Source organism: Planosporangium thailandense (genome assembly GCF_011947195.1).
In the GTDB taxonomy this organism is placed as follows: Bacteria; Actinomycetota; Actinomycetes; order Mycobacteriales; family Micromonosporaceae; genus Planosporangium; species Planosporangium thailandense.
Window position 1 is genome coordinate 19,765 of record NZ_JAATVY010000024.1, and the last position, 15,818, is coordinate 35,582.

Below are 15,818 nucleotides of genomic sequence, written 5' to 3' on the forward strand. Positions count from 1 at the left end.
AAGATCGGCGTACCCTTCGCGGGGATCGCGCAGCGCAGCAGCGGGAAAGGGGGCGTCCGTGCAGCCGCGGCTTCGGCTACCGTCCCCGCTCACCCAGCTGCGCGACGATCGCCTGGCGCGCCGGGACGTACGGCTGCTGGTCAAGCGCGACGACCTGATCCACCCGGAGCTGCCCGGCAACAAGTGGCGCAAGCTGAAGTACAACCTGGAGCGGGCCCGTCAACAGGGCCACTCGACGATCCTGACCTTCGGCGGCGCCTACTCCAACGCCATCCGCGCCACCGCCGCGGCCGGGCACTACTTCGGCTTCGACACGATCGGCGTCATCCGCGGCGAGGAGCACCTGCCGCTCAACCCGAGCCTCGCGTACGCGACGAGCCGGGGCATGCGGCTGGCCTACCTCGACCGCTCCACCTACCGTCGCAAGCACTCCGCCGAGGTGGTCGACGCGTTGCACCGGGAGTTCGGCGAGTTCTACCTGCTGCCCGAGGGCGCCAGCAACGAGCTTGCGGTACGCGGCTGCGCCGAGCTGCCGGCCGAGATCACCGAACCGTACGACGTGATCTGTTGCCCCGTCGGCACCGGCGGCACCCTTGCCGGCATCGCGGGTGGTATCGCAGGCGGCATCGCGGGTGGTATCGCGGGCAGCCCCGCTGCCGGGCCCCGCGCCGTCGGGTTCTGCGTGCTCAAAGGCGCGCAGTTTCTCGAAGCCGAGGTGGCGCGGCTGCAGCGGGCGGCGTTCGGGTCGGTGTCGGGAAACTGGGAGCTGGCGTACGACTTCCACTTCGGCGGGTACGCCAAGCGCACCCCGGAGCTGGACGCATTCATCGCGGACTGGGCGCGGCGCCACGGCGACGTGCTGGACCGGATCTACGTGGCAAAGATGATGTACGGGATCGTCGCGCGCGCCGAAGCCGGCTGGTTTCCGCCGGGCTCCACGGTCGTGGCCGTGGTGACCGGCTGATCAGGTCCCCAGGCGATCAGGTCCCAGTCGATCAGGTCTCCAGTCGATCAGGTCGCCGGGCCGATCACATGTTGTGGCGGGTGTACGCCGGCTCGCGCCAGCCGAGAATCGCCTCGGTCATCGTCGTGGCCGCCACCGCCGCCCGGACGTCGTGGACCCGGACGATGCGTGCGCCCTGCAGGACGCACGTCACCAGCGCCGCGATCGTGCCCTCCAGCCGCCGGTCCTGCGGCGCGTCGAGGGTCTCGCCGATGAAGTCCTTGTTCGACACGGCGGCGAGCGTCGGGTAGCCGAGCGCGGCGATCTCGGCCAGCCGGCGGGTGAGCTCCAGCGAGTGGTGGGTGTTCTTGTTGAGGTCATGGCCGGGATCGATGACGATCCGGTCGGCCGGGACTCCGTGGCGTCGCGCCAACTCGACGCGGCCGGCGAGGAAGGCGCCCACCTCGGCGGTGACATCGCCGTAGGTCGGTCGCACGACCCGCGTACCAGGGGGCGACGCGAGGCTGTGCGTGATGATGAGGCTCGCGTCGGTGCCCGCCACCAGCTCGGCCAGGCCGAGGTCGTGGAGGCCGGACGTATCGTTGATCACGTTCGCGCCGGCCTCGATCGCCTGGCGGGCCACCCCGGTCCGGTAGGTGTCGACGGAGATGATCAGCTCCGGGTGCTTGCGGGCCGCCTCCACCAGCGGTAGCACCCGGTCGGCCTCTTCGGCCTCGCCCACCGGGGGTACGTCCGGGCTGAACGGGACTCCCCCGACGTCGACCCAGTCGGCGCCGTCGGCGACGGCGGTGTCGACCGCCTCGGCCGCCTTGTCCAGGGCGAAGGTACGACCGCGGTCGTGGAACGAGTCCGGCGTCCGGTTGACGATCGCCATGACCGCCACCTGGCGGGAGAAGTCGAAGGTCCGGTTACCGAAGGTCCGCCGCGGGCTGATCAACTCCGGGATGAAGACGCCCGTGGGGCGGGGGCTGTCCACTGCCGAACCTCTCTTCGCAGCTGGCGCGGGTCACTCGGGCACTCGCAACCGCGAAGCGTACCAGCCGGCGACCGGCAAAACGTCTCATGATCGTCACCTGTCCACCGATGAAAAGACAAATGCCGATGGAAAGGCAAATCAGGCAAGGGAGTCGACCATGGAGCCCCGCGGCGCGGCGGGCGCGTACCTGCCGGTACCCGTCTCCACCGACGGCCCCTTCATGCCCTGGGCGGTCCGCGCGCACACCCTGGTCAACCGGGGCCAGATCGCCGAGGCGCTGACGGCGATCGACCACTACACGCCCCTCGCCCGCCTGGCCGGCGACGAGGTCACCGTCGGGTTCCTGCTGCAGGCCCGGGTCGCCGCCCTCATCGCCACGGGCCACGACCACGAGGCGGTCGAGGTCGCGCAGCAGTTGCTGCTGTTGCGCGAGCGGCTGGGCAACCCGGTGGCCGAGGCCAAGACCCGGGCGGATCTGGCGGGCATCCAGTTCCGGCTGGGCCAGGTGGACGAGGGGCTCGACGGGCTGGCCCGCGCCCACGCCGCGCTGTTCCGGTACGACCGCGCCGACCTCCGCTACCTCAGCGCCCTGAACTCGCTCGCCATCGCCGCCATGATGGCCGAGCTGTACGAGCTGGCCGCGGAGGTGTGCGAACGGGTACTGCCCCTGGTGAGCGGCTTCAACCTGGCCTGCCCCATCCAGGACTGCTACGTGCGGGTCCTGCTGGAGTGGGGTCTGCGCCTGGAGCAGATCGGCCGCGTCGAGGAGGCGACGGCGCGGTTCCGGCGCTGCCGCGCCATCGCCGCCGAGGCGATCGCCGACCTGGCCACCCAGGGCCCGGGGTACTCGTTGCTGCTCAAAGGCCCGTACCTGGTGAGCCTGGCCAAGCTGGGCGAGTACGACGAGGCGATCGCGCTCGCCGAGCAGGTGGTGGTGCCGCTGCGGACGACCGGGGAGTCGGTGGACGCGCTGCTGGGCCACCTCGGCTACGGCCTGGCGCTGCGGGCCCGGGGTGACCTGGCCGGCGCGCGACGCGAGCTGGTCGCCGCCGACCAGTTGAGCGGCTACGGCGGCACGTGGACCGACCGCCTGCAGGTACGACGGGAGCTGGCCATGCTCGACGCCGGGCCGCACGCCGCCGCGGGCCTGCTCGATGTCATCGCCGGCCAGGCCCAACGCCTGTGGGAGCTCCGGCTGGCGCGCGTCGGCATGGTGCGCCAGATCCAGCACCGTCTCGAGCTGGAGACCGAGCGCCAGCAGGCCGCCGCCGCCCTGCTCCGCGACGAGCTGACCGGCATCGGTAACCGGCGCCACTACGAGCAGGTCATGGCCGGCCTCGCCAGCCCCACGGACCGGCCGGCCGGCGCGCTCAGCCTGCTGCTCATCGACGTCGACGAGTTCAAACCGATCAACGACACGTACTCGCACGCCGTGGGCGACCGTGTCCTGGTCGAGGTCGCGTCCGTCCTGCGGGCCAACTGCCGCGACCAGGACGTGGCCACCCGCTACGGCGGCGATGAGTTCGCCCTGTTCCTGCGCACCGACCTCAGGCACGCCATGGCGGTCGGCGAACGCATCCGGCGCATCATCGACGGCCGCGACTGGTCCGCCGTCGCTCCCGGCCTGAAGGTCACGATCAGCACCGGCGTCGCGGAGCTGCGAGCGCAGATGACCGCCGCCGACCTGCTCGCCGCCGCGGACGCCCGCCTGTACCAGGCCAAGCGGTCCGGGCGGAACAGCGTCGCCGGCTGACCACCACCGGCCCCGGGGAGGTTCGCCGCCCGCCGCCGGGGTATTCCGCCGCTGGCAGCCGGGACCGGTCCGCGAACGAGGAGGTCCGACGGTGCCAGACCCGACGGTGCCAGACACGACGGTGCCAGACCCGACCCTCCGGGAAGACCTCCGCTCCGCCGCGGAAACGCTGTGGCGCTACCACGACCTGGGGCACGAGCCGCGTCGGTGCGACACCGGCATCGGGCTCGGCGGGCGCGACCTCGGCGCGGCCCGGGTGGCGGTGGAGCTGTTCCACCGGGGCATGTTCCCAATCCTGGTCTTCACCGGCGCGCGGACACCCCGCTCGGCCGACCGGTTTCCGCACGGGGAGGCCGTCGCCTACCACGAGTACGCGGTGGCGGCCGGGGTCGCGCCGGAGTCGATCCTCCTGGAGGAGCGCGCCACCAACACGTACGAGAACATCGTCTTCTCCCGGCGGGTGCTCGCCGCCCACGGGGTGCGACCCCGGTCGGTCCTGCTGGTGTCCCGGCCGTACCAGCAGCGCCGCGCGTACGCCACCTGCCGCAAGCAGTGGCCCGAGGTCGACGTGGTGTGCGCGGCGTCCCGGCAGTCGCTGGCCGAGTACGTGTCCGGCGCGGGTGACGCCAAGCGCGTCATCGACTCGGTCGTCGGCGACACCCAGCGCATCGAGCTGTACGCGCAGCGCGGGTTCGCCGTCCCCCAGGAGGTGCCCGCCGAGGTGCGGGCCGCGTACGAACGGCTGGTCGCGGCGGGGTACACGGGCCGGCTGATCTCATGACCGCAGCTCGGCGATCGTGTCGGTGAGCCACCGCTTCTCCGCGCGGCTCTGGGCCCGGGCGATGGTGAGCATGCCCCGACGGAACGGATCGGGCTGGTCCTCGGCGCGCAGCGGCCGGTTCCCCGCGTGGAAGAAGCTCGCCGGCCCGCTGAGGAAGTCGAGGCGCCGCTGGAGCACGGTCGCCTGCGCCGCCGGGTCTGCGAGGTGTGCGAGGAACGCCAGCAGCACGAAGAACCGGCTGCCGTCCCTGATGTCGACGTCGGTCGGCGCCGCGAGCCGTCGGCGCAGCTCGGCGCACCCCTCGGCGGTGAGGGACAACGTGTGCCGGGGCGCGGCGGCGGCCCCGGCCTCGGTGCGCCGCTCTACGCCGAGGTGCCCCGCGCCGGGCACGTCGTGCACCACGACAACCCCGCCGGCTGGCGCGCCGCCGTGGAGCCGTTCGTGGCGGCCGTCCTCTCCTCCGGCGTCCCCTCCGGCGTCCCCTCCGGCGTCCCCTCCGGCGTCACGGCATCCGGGCGGCCAGGGCGTTGACCGCGTCGGCCACCGCGCCCCCTTTGTCGGTTCTTCCGTAGCCGGAACGTTCTCGCCACTTGCGCTTGTCCGCCGCTGCCGGCGCGATCACCGTGGATATAGACAAGCCCGACGGCCGGCACGCCACTCACAGGCGCACCACATCGAAACCCGCAGAAACGATGACACGGCGGCCATCGAAACTGCCCCGCCCGCGCTCCGCGGCGGTGGCGTCGATGCCGATGACGGTCCGACCCGCCCGCGCGATACTGGAAGGGGCGCCGGGTCGGGCAGGTGCATGGCGACTCGGGCGATCCCACTCGAGAGCGGAGCAACCGATGTTGATCCTCGGAGTGATCCTTCTACTGCTCGGCCTGTTCCTCAAGATTTCGGTCCTGTGGACGATCGGCATCATCCTGCTCGTGATCGGCGCGGTCCTGTTCCTGCTGGGGACAACCGGCCACCCGGTCGCCGGCAGGCGCCATTACTGGTAGTCGGCCGGCCGTCTGCCAGGCATCGAGAAACGCGGGCCCCGCGGCGGGTCGGCCGATCGACCACGGCCGGCGTCCACCGCGGGGCCTGCGTGCGGCGACGACCCGAGCGGGTACGCCGACGCGCGGGCGCTGTTCATGGAGGCCGCCGTGGTCGACGATGTCGTTGAGCTCCTCACCCCGCCCGTTGCCCGCGTACGAACGGATGCCATGACAACCAGTTCCACGCCAGCCACCTCCATGACCGCCACCTCCATGACCGCCACCTCCACGACGGCCATCGGCACCCTCGCGGCGCGCCTGCGAACGGTGCTGGGGACCGACCGGGTCATCAGCGATCGGCAGGAGCTGCGCACGTACGAATGCGACGGGTTGGCCCAGTACCGGGTCGTCCCGGCGCTGGTGGTCTTCCCGCACACCGCGGCCGAGTGCGCGGCCGTGGTCAAGGCGTGCGCGGCGGCGGGCGTTCCGTTCGTGGCGCGCGGGTCGGGGACGGGCCTGTCCGGCGGCGCGCTGCCGCACGCCGACGGCGTCCTGATCGTCACCGCGCAGATGCGGCGCATCCTCGAGCTCGCCCCCGCCGACGAGCGGGCCGTCGTCGAACCCGGCGTCATCAACCTCCAGGTGACCCGGGCAGCGACGCCGGCCGGATACTACTACGCACCCGACCCGTCCAGCCAGCAGATCTGCTCCATCGGCGGCAACGTCGCCGAGAACTCCGGCGGCGCGCACTGCCTCAAGTACGGATTCACCACCAACCACGTGACCGGTGTCGAGATCGTCACGCCCGACGGTGACCTGGTACGCCTCGGCGGGCGGGCCCCCGACGCGCCCGGCTACGACCTGCTCGGCGCGTTCGTCGGGTCCGAGGGCACGTTGGGCATCGCCACCGAGGTGACGGTACGCCTCGTCCGGCTGCCCGAGACCGTCCGCACGCTGCTGGCCGCGTTCGACACCACCGACGCGGCCGGCGCGGCGACCTCGGCCATCATCGGGGCGGGCGTCGTGCCCGCCGCGATCGAGATGATGGACGCCCTCGCGATCGAGGCCGCCGAGGCGGCCGTGCACTGCGACTACCCGGCCGGCGCCGGGGCGGTGCTCATCGTCGAGCTAGACGGGCCGGCCGCCGACGTCGAGGCCCAGTTCGTCGCGGTCGAGCGGCTGTGCCGCGACAACGGCGCGTTCGAGATCCGCATCGCGGCCGACGACGCCGAACGGGCCCTGTTCTGGAAGGGCCGCAAGTCGGCCTTCGCCGCCGTCGGGCGGATCAGCCCGGACTACATCGTCCAGGACGGCGTCATCCCGCGCACGGCGCTGCCCGACGTGCTCCGCCGCATCGGCGAGATCGCGGCCGAGCACGGGGTACGCATCGCCAACGTCTTCCACGCCGGCGACGGCAACCTGCACCCGCTCGTACTGTTCGACGACGCCGCCGACGGGCAGGCCGCGCGGGCCGAGGCGGCCTCCGGCGCGATCCTCGACCTGTGTATCGAGTACGGCGGCTCGATCACCGGCGAGCACGGCGTGGGGGTGGACAAGGCGAAGCACATGCCGCGCATGTTCACCGCCGACGACCTGGACACGATGCAGCTGGTCCGGTGCGCGTTCGACCCGCGGGGCCTGTCCAACCCGGGCAAGGTCTTCCCCACCCCGCGCCTGTGCGGCGAGGTGCCCGGCCGGCACAAGGGTGCTCACCCGCTGCAGGAGGCCGGCGTGGCGGAGGTCTTCTGAATGCCTTTTGAAGGGGTCGTCATGCCTTTTGAAGGGGTCGTCCCCGCCACCGACGATGACGCGATCGCCGGCGTGCCGGCCCGCTGGGTCGCCGCGCCGGCCTCCACCGACGAGGCCGCCGCGATCCTGCGCGGCGCCGCCGCCCACGACCTCACCGTCGTCGTGCGCGGCGCGGGCACCAAACAGGACTGGGCCGCCCCGCCGCGCCGGCTCGACCTGATCCTCGACACCCGGCGCCTGGCCGGCGTCGTGGAGCACGCCGCCGGCGATCTCATCACGGTCGTCCGCGCCGGCACGCCGCTGTCCGACCTGGCCGACGCGCTGGCCCCCGCCGGGCAGCAGCTCGCCCTCGACGCCCCGCTGCCCGGCGCGACGGTCGGCGGCACGGTCGCGGTGAACACCAGCGGCCCGCGCCGCATGCGCTACGGCACCGCACGCGACCTGCTCATCGGCGCCACCGTGATACGCGGAGACGGCGTCGTCGCCCGGGCCGGGGGAAAGGTCGTCAAGAACGTCGCCGGCTACGACCTCGGCAAGCTTCTGACGGGCTCGTACGGCACGCTCGGGCTGATCACCGAGTGCGTGTTCCGGCTGCATCCCCTGCCCGCGGCCACCGCGTACGTGTCGCGCCGGGCCACCGGCGTGGACGACGCCGGCCGGATGGCCGCCGCGGTGCTCGGCTCGCAGGTCGTGCCGAGCGCCCTCGAGGTCGACGCCGCGCCGGACGGGGGCATCGTCGTCACGGTCGGGCTCGAAGGCGTACCCGAGGGCGTCGCGGCGCGCGTCACGACGGCCCGTCAGCTCCTCGGCGGGGATCCGACCGTGTCCGGCACCGCTCCGGACGGGTGGTCGGCGTACCCCTGGGGCCCCGGCGACGTCGGGATCAAGCTGACCGGGGCGCTGTCGCGGGTACCGGCGCTGCTGGCCGCCGGCGTCGCCGCCCGGCAGCGCCACGGCGTACCCCTGGCGGTGCGCGGCTCGGCCGGCACCGGCGTCCTCTACGCCGGCCTGCCCGGTAGCTGCGCACCGGAGACCGTCGCCGGCGCCCTCGACGACCTGCGCGCGGCCGCCACCCGCGCGGGCGGTCACGCCGTCGTCGTGTGCGCCCCGCCGGCCGTACGTGACCGCGTCGACCTGTGGGGACCGGTCGACGGCCTGCACCTGATGCGTCGGGTCAAGGAGCAGTTCGACCCCGCGGGCCGGTTCGCGCCGGGCCGCTTCGTGGGAGGGATCTGACGTGGCTGCCTTCGATGACGACCACCCGCCCCGGGCCGACCTGATCAACGACTGCGTGCACTGCGGCTTCTGCCTGCCCACCTGCCCCACGTACGCGCTGTGGGGTGAGGAGATGGACTCGCCGCGCGGGCGCATCCACCTCATGAGCCAGGGCCTGGGCGGCGAACCGCTGTCCGACTCCATGGTCACGCACTTCGACCGCTGCCTCGGCTGTCTGGCGTGCGTCACCGCCTGCCCGTCCGGCGTACGGTACGACACGCTCATCGCCGACACCCGGCAGCAGGTCGAGCGGCGCCACCCCCGCCCGCTGCGCGACCGGGCGCTGCGGGCGGCCATCTTCGCGCTCTTCCCGTACCCGCGGCGGCTGCGCCTGCTGCGTGGGCCGTTGCGGGCCTACCAGGCCAGCGGGCTGCGCCGCCTGGTCGGCCGCACCGGGCTGGCGCGGCACGCGCCGACCCTGGCCATGATGGAGTCACTGGCGCCGACGCTGTCGCGACCGGTCCGACTGCCGGAGCGGATACCGCCGCGCGGGCCGCGCCGGGCGGTGGTGGGCATGCTCACCGGCTGCGTGCAGAGCGCCTTCTTCCCCGACGTCAACGCCGCGACCGCCCGCGTCCTGGCGGCCGAGGGCTGCGAGGTCCTGATCCCGCGTACGCAGGGCTGTTGCGGTGCGCTGAGCGTCCACGCCGGCCGCCGGTCCGAGGCGCGGGCGTTCGCGCGGGCGCTCATCGACGCGTTCTCCGGCGGCGACCTGGGCCACCGCGATCTGGACCACCGCGATCTGGACTACCTCGTCGTCAACGCGGCGGGGTGCGGGTCGTCGCTGAAGGAGTACGGCGAGCTGCTGGCCGACGACCCGGCGTACGCCGAGCGGGCGGCGGCGCTCAGCGCCCGGGTCCGCGACCTGTCCGAGCTCCTCGTCGAGCTGGGCCCGGTGGCGCCCCGGCATCCGCTGCCGGTGACGGTCGCCTACCACGACGCCTGCCACCTCGCGCACGGCCAGGGGGTCCGGGCGCAACCGCGCGCACTGCTGCGCGCCATCCCCGACCTGGAGCTGCGCGAGATCGCCGACCCGGAGCTCTGCTGCGGTTCGGCCGGCGTGTGGAACCTGCTCAACCCGGAGCCCGCCCGCCAGCTCGGCGAGCGCAAGGCGCGCGACGTACTGGCGACCGGCGCGCGGCTGCTCGTGACCGCCAACCCCGGATGCCTCATGCAGATCGCGGCCGCGGTGCGGCGCCTGGGCTCCGCAACCGGCGACAGCACCACCGGCCGCTGCTCCGCAGCCGGCGACAGCTCCGCAACCGGCGGCGTGGCGATCGGGCTCGCCCACACCGCTCAGGTGCTGGACGCCTCGATCCGTGGCCTGCCGGTCGACGCACTGGGCTAGTCGCCCCACCCGTCGGGTTGCACTGCCCGTCGGGTTGCACTGCCCGTCGGGTTGCACTGCCCGTCGGGGAGAATGGGAACCCGCCGGGCGCCGACGGTAAGCAGGGCGCGCCGGGCGTCAGGAGGTCAGATCCATTGTCCCGGGAGCGTCCAGCCCCTTCCCCCGCCGGCTCGCCCGCACACTCGCCGGCCGACTCCCCGGCCGCTGACCGGTCCGAGCTGCGGGCCGACTGCGCACGCTGCTTCGGGCTGTGCTGCGTCGCACTTCCCTTCGCCGCCTCGGCCGACTTCGCGATCGACAAGGCGGCCGGCCAGCCGTGCGTGAACCTACGGGCGGACTTCCACTGCGGCATCCACGCGCACCTGCGCGAGCGCGGCTTCTCCGGATGTACCGCATTCGACTGCTTCGGCGCGGGACAGAAGATCTCGCAGACCACCTTCGCCGGCCGGGACTGGCGGCGCTCCCCCGACCTGGCCCGCCGGATGTTCGACGCGTTCGCCGTCATGCGGCAGCTGCACGAACTGCTGTGGTACCTGGCCGAGGCGCTGTCGCTGCCCGCGGCCGGTCCCGTCCACGATGATCTTCGCCGCGCGCTGGCCGACACCGAGCGCCTCACCCACGGCGACGCGGACGAGCTTGCGGCCCTGGACGCGGCCGCGGTCCGCGACGGCGTCAACCCGCTGCTGATGCGTACCAGCGAGCTGGTGCGGGCCGGCGTACCGGGCCGCAAGCGCAACCACCGGGGCGCCGATCTCATCGGCGCCCGGCTTCGTGGGGCCGACCTGCGGGGTGCGAATCTTCGCGGCGCCTATCTCATCGCGGCCGACCTGACGGGCGCCGATCTGCGCGCCGCCGACCTGATCGGCGCGGACCTGCGGGATGCCGACCTGCGGGGCGCCGACCTGACCGGGAGCATCTTCCTGACCCAGCCCCAGCTCAACGCCGCCAAGGGCGACGCCACGACGAGGGTGCCACCGGCACTCACCCGTCCGGCGCACTGGTGAACCGACCCCGCCGATTGGCGCTTGCGAGTTTCGGGTACCCGGCAGGCATGAGCGAGCAGGCCGTACCGGAACGCGACCCGCAGCGGCGGACCGACGACGTGCGGGCGGACGCGGTAGCCGCCGAGGACACGGCCGAGGAGGACGTCATCGTCGGCGACGATCCGGGTAGCCGCACCGGGCAGGTGCTCGGCCAGAGCGTGCCGATCCCCACCGACGCGGCGGTGGCCGGCCCGGGTGACCCGGAGACCGGCGCGGTACGCGACGAGGAGGGACGGCCGACGACGGAGAAGCCGTACACGGGGAAGCCGTCCACCTAGTCCTACTTGGACGGTGACGGGCGCGCCGGGAAGATCCGCCGCGGGCTCGCGGGGCACTCCTCCCCGTCGGTCGGAACCCGGTAGGTCAGCGGCGGCCCGAGCAGCAGCGCCATCGGCACGGTCGCCGCCGGCAACACGTCGGCATCGAGGGCTGCCGGCCCGAGCCACTTGCGGCCGAGCGGTGATCGTACGCGCGCCGAACACGTCCGGCAGCTCCTCGCGGAGTGTACCGGCCAGACGGTACAGTAGCTCTGTGACGGACACGCGGGATCGACTCCTGGACGCCGCGACCGACGTGCTGCTGCGCGACGGCGCGCAGGCGCTGACCCTCGACGCGGTCGCCAGGCAGGCACAGGTCAGCAAGGGCGGACTGCTCTACCACTTCCCGAGCAAGCAGGCGCTCGTCGCCGGCATGGTCGACCGGCTCGTCGGCCACTTCGACGCGGCGCTCACCGCCGCCGGCGAGACGCCCGGCGCCGCCACCCGCGTGTACCTGCAGGCCTCGGTCGAGCCGCGGAACACAGCCACGGGCGCCGCCGCCGACCGTGCCACCGCGGCGCTGTTCGCCGCGTCCATCGTCGACCCCGACGCGCTCCGACCGCTGCGCGAGGTGTACCAGGCGTGGCAACGGCGGCTGGAGAACGACGGCATCGACCCGGCCGTCGCCACGGCGGTGCGGCTAGCCGTCGACGGGTGGTGGCTGTCCCGCCTGGTCGATCTGGCGCCGCCCGCACCGGGGCTGCACGAACGGGTGTACGTGTTGCTCACGAACCTCATCGACGGGAGCTGACCGATGGCCTGGTTGATGCTCGCCGCCGCGATCGCCACCGAGGTCGCCGCGACGCTGGGCCTGCGCGGCACCGCCGGAGAGTTCCGGCTGCTCCCGATGCTGCTCGTGATCGTCGGCTACGTCGCTTCGTTCACGCTGATGGCGTTCGCGCTGCGTACCCTCAACGTCGGCGTGGTGTACGCGATCTGGGCCGGCGCCGGGACCGCGGGAGTGACGATCGCAGCCGCGCTTCTGTACGGCGAACGCCTGAACCTGACCGCGGTGGGCGGCATGGCCCTCATCGTCGTCGGCGTCGTCATCCTCGCCGCGTCCGGGGCCACCCGCCACGGCTGAGGATCAGCGGGGCGTCACCACCAGGGTCTGCATCCCCTGCCCGACCGGGCCGTCGTGATCGGACAGCCGGCTCGCGGCGAGCGCGGCGCCGTCCGGGCCGATCGTGGTGACCGCGTCCATCAGTACCCACTCCCCGCGCGGATCCCGGTGCAGCACCACCGTCAGGTCGACGTTGACGAACAGCCACCGGGCCGGGTCGAGCCGGGCGCTCACCCCGTTGCCCGAGTCAGCGATCATCATGGTCCGGCAGAACGGGCTCGTCTCCTCCCCCGCCACCAGCGGCAGTCGCGGCCGCATCCACACCCTGGCCGGCCCCGGCTCCACGAAGTCGCCGGAGACGAAGCGCCACTCCATCGCCTCCATGTACCCGCCGGCGTGCACGCCTGGCCAGGGCCGGGCGGCGCTCACCGGCGGCAGCGCGGGCACGGCGCCGGCACCGGCCTCGCTGCCAGGATCAGCGCCGGACCCGGACGGCTGCTGCGGTCCGCGCGCCAGCCGCCAGCCCCGCGCGTGGAGCACCTCCTGACCATCGGCCTCCGCGACACCTTCAACGAGCGTGATCCGCCGGCCCGGACGTACGGTGCGCACCCGCAGCGTCAGCGGCGCGACCGGCACCGGACGGAGAATGTCGACCGCGACCCGCGCCAACCGCTGGCCCTCGATCGGCTCGTGGCGTTCGAACGCTCGGGCGAACAGGGCCGACGGCGGGCCGGCATGCTGTGACCCGGCATCCCAGGGGCCGGCCGTGGCCGGTGTCGACATGAAGGTGTCCGGACCCGCCGGCTCGTAGAAGGCGTCGTAACCCACGAGGGCACCCTACGCCGGCAAGGACGGCCGACGGGTGGGTCCTCGCGCGCGTACGCTGGCGGCGGCGGTCGGCAGTGGTTGTCATCGACAGTCGCCGCCGACCGCCGCCGCTGGCGCAAGCCCGCGCCGGATGCGCTACCCGACCGTGAAGGTCGCCGTGGCGTCCCCAGCGGACAGCACGTAGGACCCGGCCTCCACACGGGCCGGACCGGAGCCGTCGATGTCGCCCGGGGTCACCCCCAGCCGCGACACCGGGAAGGTCAGGTGCACCGTACGGATCTGCCCGGCCCCGAGCGCGACCCTCGTGAAGGCGACCAGCCGCTTCGCCGGCACCAGGACCGGGCTGGTGGGCTGGCTGACGTACACGGGTACGACCAGGTCACCGGCGCGCGAGCCGGTGTTGGCCACGGTGACGTCGACGCCGAGAGTGTCGCCGGCGCGCACACGCGGCCGGTTCACCGTCACCGTGCTCATGCGGTAGCTGGTGTACGACAGGCCCGCGCCGAACGCGAACGCCGGGCTGTAGCCGGAGTCCTGGCCGCCGTTGGTACCCGGCAACTGCTGGTAGTACTCGGGCTCGTTGCCGAGGTCCTTAGGCCAGGAGACCGACAGCCGGCCGCTGGGGTTGGCCCGGCCGTAGAGGATGTCGGCGACGGCGTTGCCACCTTCGGTGCCCGGCAGCCAGGCGGCGAGCAGGCCGGCGGTGTTCCCGGCGGCGCCGAGCACCAGCGGCCGCCCAGCGACGACCACGACGATGACCGGCTTCCCGGTCGCCTGCAGCGAGGCGACGAGCGACTGCTGGTCGGCCGGAACCTCCGGTCGGGGCGCGTCGGCCGGCCCCTCGGCGCCCGGCTTCTCGCCGACCACGACCACGACCGCGTCCGCCGACTTCGCCTGGTCGACGGCGGCGGCGCCGTCGGGCACGTACGCGACGGTCGTGCCCGCCGGCGCACCCGCCTTCAGCCCCTGGGCGATGGTGGTGCCGGGGACTGTGACGCCGTCCGGGATGCCCTGCCACCCGATCGTCCAGCCGCCGGTCTGGTTGGGCATCGAGTCGGCGCTCGGCCCGGTCACCACGATGTGCTTGCCGGGTGCCAGCGGCAGGACGCCGTTGTCGTTGCGCAGCAGCACCATCGACTCTGTGGCGGCCTTGCGGGCCAGGTCGGAGTCGGCGCCGAGCACGACGGCGTCGGCCTTGGACTCGTCGACGTACGGATGCTCGAACAGCCCGAGGGTGAACTTCAGCGACAGCACCCGACCGACCGCCTCGTCCAACCGCTTCTTCGAGATGAGGCCGCGCTTGACGGCGTCGACGGCGGAGGCGTGGAAGCTGCGATCGTCCGGGGGCACCATCGCCATGTCGACCCCGGCGTTGACGGCCGCCGCGATGGCGCCCGGGTAGTCGGCAGCGACATGGTAGGCGTTCTTGAGGTTCAACACGTCGTTCCAGTCGCTGATCACCACGCCCTTGAAGTGCCACTGGTTACGCAGCACGTCGGTGAGCAGGTAGTGCGACGCGTGCGCCGGCACGCCGTTGACCGCGCCGGAGTTCACCATGACGGTGAGCGCCCCGGCGTCCACGGCCGCCTTGTACGACGGCAGGATCGTGTCCCGCAGGTAGCGCGGGGACAGGTCGGCCGGCACCCGGTCGTGGCCGTTGGACGGTTCGGAGTACCCGGCGAAGTGTTTGACGGTGGCCGCCACCTTGCGCCCGCTCGCTGCGTTCTGCAGGCCCCGCACCACGCTGGCCGCGTTCGCGCCGGCCAGCAGCGGATCCTCCGAGAAGGTCTCGTAGTAGCGGCCCCAGCGCTGGTCACGGGCGAGGTCGGCGACCGGGGCGAAGTCCCATACCGCGCCGGTGGCGGCCACCGCGCGCTGGGTGGACTCGGCTGTCCTGCCGGCCAGTGTCGGGTCCCAGGCGGAACCGAGGCCGATCTGCTGCGGGAAGATCGTCGCACCGAGGACGTTGTTGTGCCCGTGCACCGCGTCGACGCCGTAGACGATGGGTACGTGTAGCCGGGAGTGCCCGATCGCGTACTTCTGCACCGTGTTGATCATGATGGCCCAGTCCCGTGGGGTGTTCGTCCTGGGCCCCATGCCGCCGCCGGACAGGACCGAGCCGGTCGCTTCGTCGGCGAGCACCTGCTTCATGCACGCCTCGGTGAAGTCGCCACCGCTCCAGTTGCAGTCGCCGAGCATGCGGTCGACGGCGATCTGTTCCAGTTGGCCGACCTTCTCGTCCACGGTCATGCGGCGGAGCAGGTCCTGTACGCGGGCGGCGACGGGCGCGCCGGCCCGCAGGTAGACCACGCCGCCGTCGGCGGACGCCCGGTCGGCGGAGGCGGGCACGGTCACGGTGAGGCCGGCGCAGGCGCCGGCGAGCACGATGGCGGTCAGCCGGCGCAGCCGGCGTCGCTCATGGAGTCGGCCATGGGATCGGCCGTGGGATCGGCCGTGGGATCGGCCGTGGGGTGGACACGATGACATTGTGGACTCCGATCTCGCCGGATGGGGCGGAGTCGACCGGCCGCCGGCCATCGCGGCGTCAGGGCGGGACAAACCTCGGGGAGCGCTCTCACGCATTGATCGGACGCTATGCCGACACTCGGGAGCCCGTCAATATAAGGCTTAAAAAAAGCACGTGATCAAGGGGATCGGCGGCGCCCCGCCCTGCTCCCCGCGTCCCTCCCCGGATCTTGGGGATTTTGACACCGAATACGGTGTCAAAATCCCCAAGA

General features: G+C 73.0%; 16 protein-coding genes. 11 read left to right on the plus strand and 5 right to left on the minus strand.

Annotated features, from left to right (window positions below):
* Nucleotides 1-58 precede the first annotated feature (58 nt).
* Entirely contained in the window at nucleotides 59-964 is a 906-nt protein-coding gene (locus HC031_RS25165) for a pyridoxal-phosphate dependent enzyme (RefSeq protein WP_167927890.1), read from the plus strand.
* A gap of 64 nt (nucleotides 965-1,028) precedes the next feature.
* Here the strand turns inward: HC031_RS25165 and folP are convergent, their stop codons facing one another.
* Complete coding sequence (gene folP, locus HC031_RS25170) at nucleotides 1,029-1,940, minus strand: dihydropteroate synthase (protein WP_338090828.1); 912 nt, start codon at nucleotides 1,938-1,940, stop codon at nucleotides 1,029-1,031.
* Between the two features lie 157 nt (nucleotides 1,941-2,097).
* On the opposite strand from folP, the gene HC031_RS25175 reads away from it, so the two are divergent.
* Both HC031_RS25175 and HC031_RS25180 read left to right on the plus strand, forming a co-directional pair.
* On the plus strand, nucleotides 2,098-3,693 hold the full coding sequence (locus tag HC031_RS25175) for a tetratricopeptide repeat-containing diguanylate cyclase (RefSeq protein WP_167927891.1): 1,596 nt from the start codon (nucleotides 2,098-2,100) through the stop codon (nucleotides 3,691-3,693).
* Nucleotides 3,694-3,784: 91 nt separating this feature from the next.
* Nucleotides 3,785-4,474: a YdcF family protein gene (locus tag HC031_RS25180; RefSeq protein ID WP_338090829.1), complete on the plus strand. Its 690-nt coding sequence runs from the start codon at nucleotides 3,785-3,787 to the stop codon at nucleotides 4,472-4,474.
* Here the strand turns inward: HC031_RS25180 and HC031_RS25185 are convergent.
* Nucleotides 4,469-4,876: a PadR family transcriptional regulator gene (locus HC031_RS25185; RefSeq protein ID WP_167927892.1), complete on the minus strand. Its 408-nt coding sequence runs from the start codon at nucleotides 4,874-4,876 to the stop codon at nucleotides 4,469-4,471. The genes HC031_RS25180 and HC031_RS25185 overlap by 6 nt on opposite strands.
* A gap of 446 nt (nucleotides 4,877-5,322) precedes the next feature.
* Between HC031_RS25185 and HC031_RS25190 the strand changes: the two genes are divergently transcribed.
* From HC031_RS25190 to HC031_RS25215, 6 genes are all read left to right on the plus strand, one after another.
* A complete protein-coding gene (locus HC031_RS25190; protein WP_167927893.1) occupies nucleotides 5,323-5,478 on the plus strand; it encodes a DUF6131 family protein in 156 nt (51 codons plus the stop codon).
* 207 nt (nucleotides 5,479-5,685) lie between these two features.
* Nucleotides 5,686-7,206 (plus strand): FAD-linked oxidase C-terminal domain-containing protein, encoded by a 1,521-nt coding sequence (locus tag HC031_RS25195; protein WP_240942947.1) that lies wholly within the window; start codon nucleotides 5,686-5,688, stop codon nucleotides 7,204-7,206.
* A 21-nt stretch (nucleotides 7,207-7,227) separates the two neighbouring features.
* Nucleotides 7,228-8,442 carry an FAD-binding oxidoreductase gene (locus HC031_RS25200; RefSeq protein WP_167927894.1) on the plus strand — a complete coding sequence of 405 codons (1,215 nt, stop codon included), beginning with the start codon at nucleotides 7,228-7,230 and terminating at the stop codon, nucleotides 8,440-8,442.
* Nucleotide 8,443: 1 nt separating this feature from the next.
* The gene (locus HC031_RS25205) at nucleotides 8,444-9,829 is read left to right on the plus strand and encodes a heterodisulfide reductase-related iron-sulfur binding cluster (RefSeq protein ID WP_167927895.1); all 1,386 of its coding nucleotides are present in this window, start codon (nucleotides 8,444-8,446) and stop codon (nucleotides 9,827-9,829) included.
* A gap of 134 nt (nucleotides 9,830-9,963) precedes the next feature.
* Nucleotides 9,964-10,833 (plus strand): pentapeptide repeat-containing protein, encoded by an 870-nt coding sequence (locus HC031_RS25210; RefSeq protein WP_167927896.1) that lies wholly within the window; start codon nucleotides 9,964-9,966, stop codon nucleotides 10,831-10,833.
* 47 nt (nucleotides 10,834-10,880) lie between these two features.
* Nucleotides 10,881-11,150, plus strand: coding sequence for a hypothetical protein (locus HC031_RS25215; protein WP_167927897.1), 270 nt, complete (start codon nucleotides 10,881-10,883; stop codon nucleotides 11,148-11,150).
* Between the two features lie 2 nt (nucleotides 11,151-11,152).
* On the opposite strand, the gene HC031_RS34075 is transcribed toward HC031_RS25215, so the two are convergent.
* Nucleotides 11,153-11,287 (minus strand): hypothetical protein, encoded by a 135-nt coding sequence (locus HC031_RS34075; protein ID WP_277349798.1) that lies wholly within the window; start codon nucleotides 11,285-11,287, stop codon nucleotides 11,153-11,155.
* Between the two features lie 116 nt (nucleotides 11,288-11,403).
* Here HC031_RS34075 and HC031_RS25220 point away from each other — a divergent pair, with 116 nt between their 5' ends.
* On the plus strand, nucleotides 11,404-11,940 hold the full coding sequence (locus tag HC031_RS25220; protein WP_167927898.1) for a TetR/AcrR family transcriptional regulator: 537 nt from the start codon (nucleotides 11,404-11,406) through the stop codon (nucleotides 11,938-11,940).
* A 3-nt stretch (nucleotides 11,941-11,943) separates the two neighbouring features.
* Nucleotides 11,944-12,273, plus strand: coding sequence for a DMT family transporter (locus tag HC031_RS25225; protein WP_167927899.1), 330 nt, complete (start codon nucleotides 11,944-11,946; stop codon nucleotides 12,271-12,273).
* Nucleotides 12,274-12,276: 3 nt separating this feature from the next.
* On the opposite strand, the gene HC031_RS25230 is transcribed toward HC031_RS25225, so the two are convergent.
* Both HC031_RS25230 and HC031_RS25235 read right to left on the minus strand, forming a co-directional pair.
* Nucleotides 12,277-13,080: an acyl-CoA thioesterase domain-containing protein gene (locus HC031_RS25230; protein WP_205863227.1), complete on the minus strand. Its 804-nt coding sequence runs from the start codon at nucleotides 13,078-13,080 to the stop codon at nucleotides 12,277-12,279.
* 135 nt (nucleotides 13,081-13,215) lie between these two features.
* A complete protein-coding gene (locus tag HC031_RS25235; protein WP_205863228.1) occupies nucleotides 13,216-15,465 on the minus strand; it encodes a glycoside hydrolase family 3 N-terminal domain-containing protein in 2,250 nt (749 codons plus the stop codon).
* Nucleotides 15,466-15,818: the final 353 nt, after the last annotated feature.

What these genes read in the sequence shown, in the direction of transcription:
- HC031_RS25200 (WP_167927894.1), top strand. Translation starts at nt 7,228, where the DNA reads ATGCCTTTTGAAGGGGTCGTCCCCGCCACCGACGATGACGCGATCGCC.
- HC031_RS25190 (WP_167927893.1), top strand. Translation starts at nt 5,323, where the DNA reads ATGTTGATCCTCGGAGTGATCCTTCTACTGCTCGGCCTGTTCCTCAAG.
- HC031_RS25225 (WP_167927899.1), top strand. Translation starts at nt 11,944, where the DNA reads ATGGCCTGGTTGATGCTCGCCGCCGCGATCGCCACCGAGGTCGCCGCG.
- HC031_RS25195 (WP_240942947.1), top strand. Translation starts at nt 5,686, where the DNA reads ATGACAACCAGTTCCACGCCAGCCACCTCCATGACCGCCACCTCCATG.
- HC031_RS25215 (WP_167927897.1), top strand. Translation starts at nt 10,881, where the DNA reads ATGAGCGAGCAGGCCGTACCGGAACGCGACCCGCAGCGGCGGACCGAC.
- HC031_RS25175 (WP_167927891.1), top strand. Translation starts at nt 2,098, where the DNA reads ATGGAGCCCCGCGGCGCGGCGGGCGCGTACCTGCCGGTACCCGTCTCC.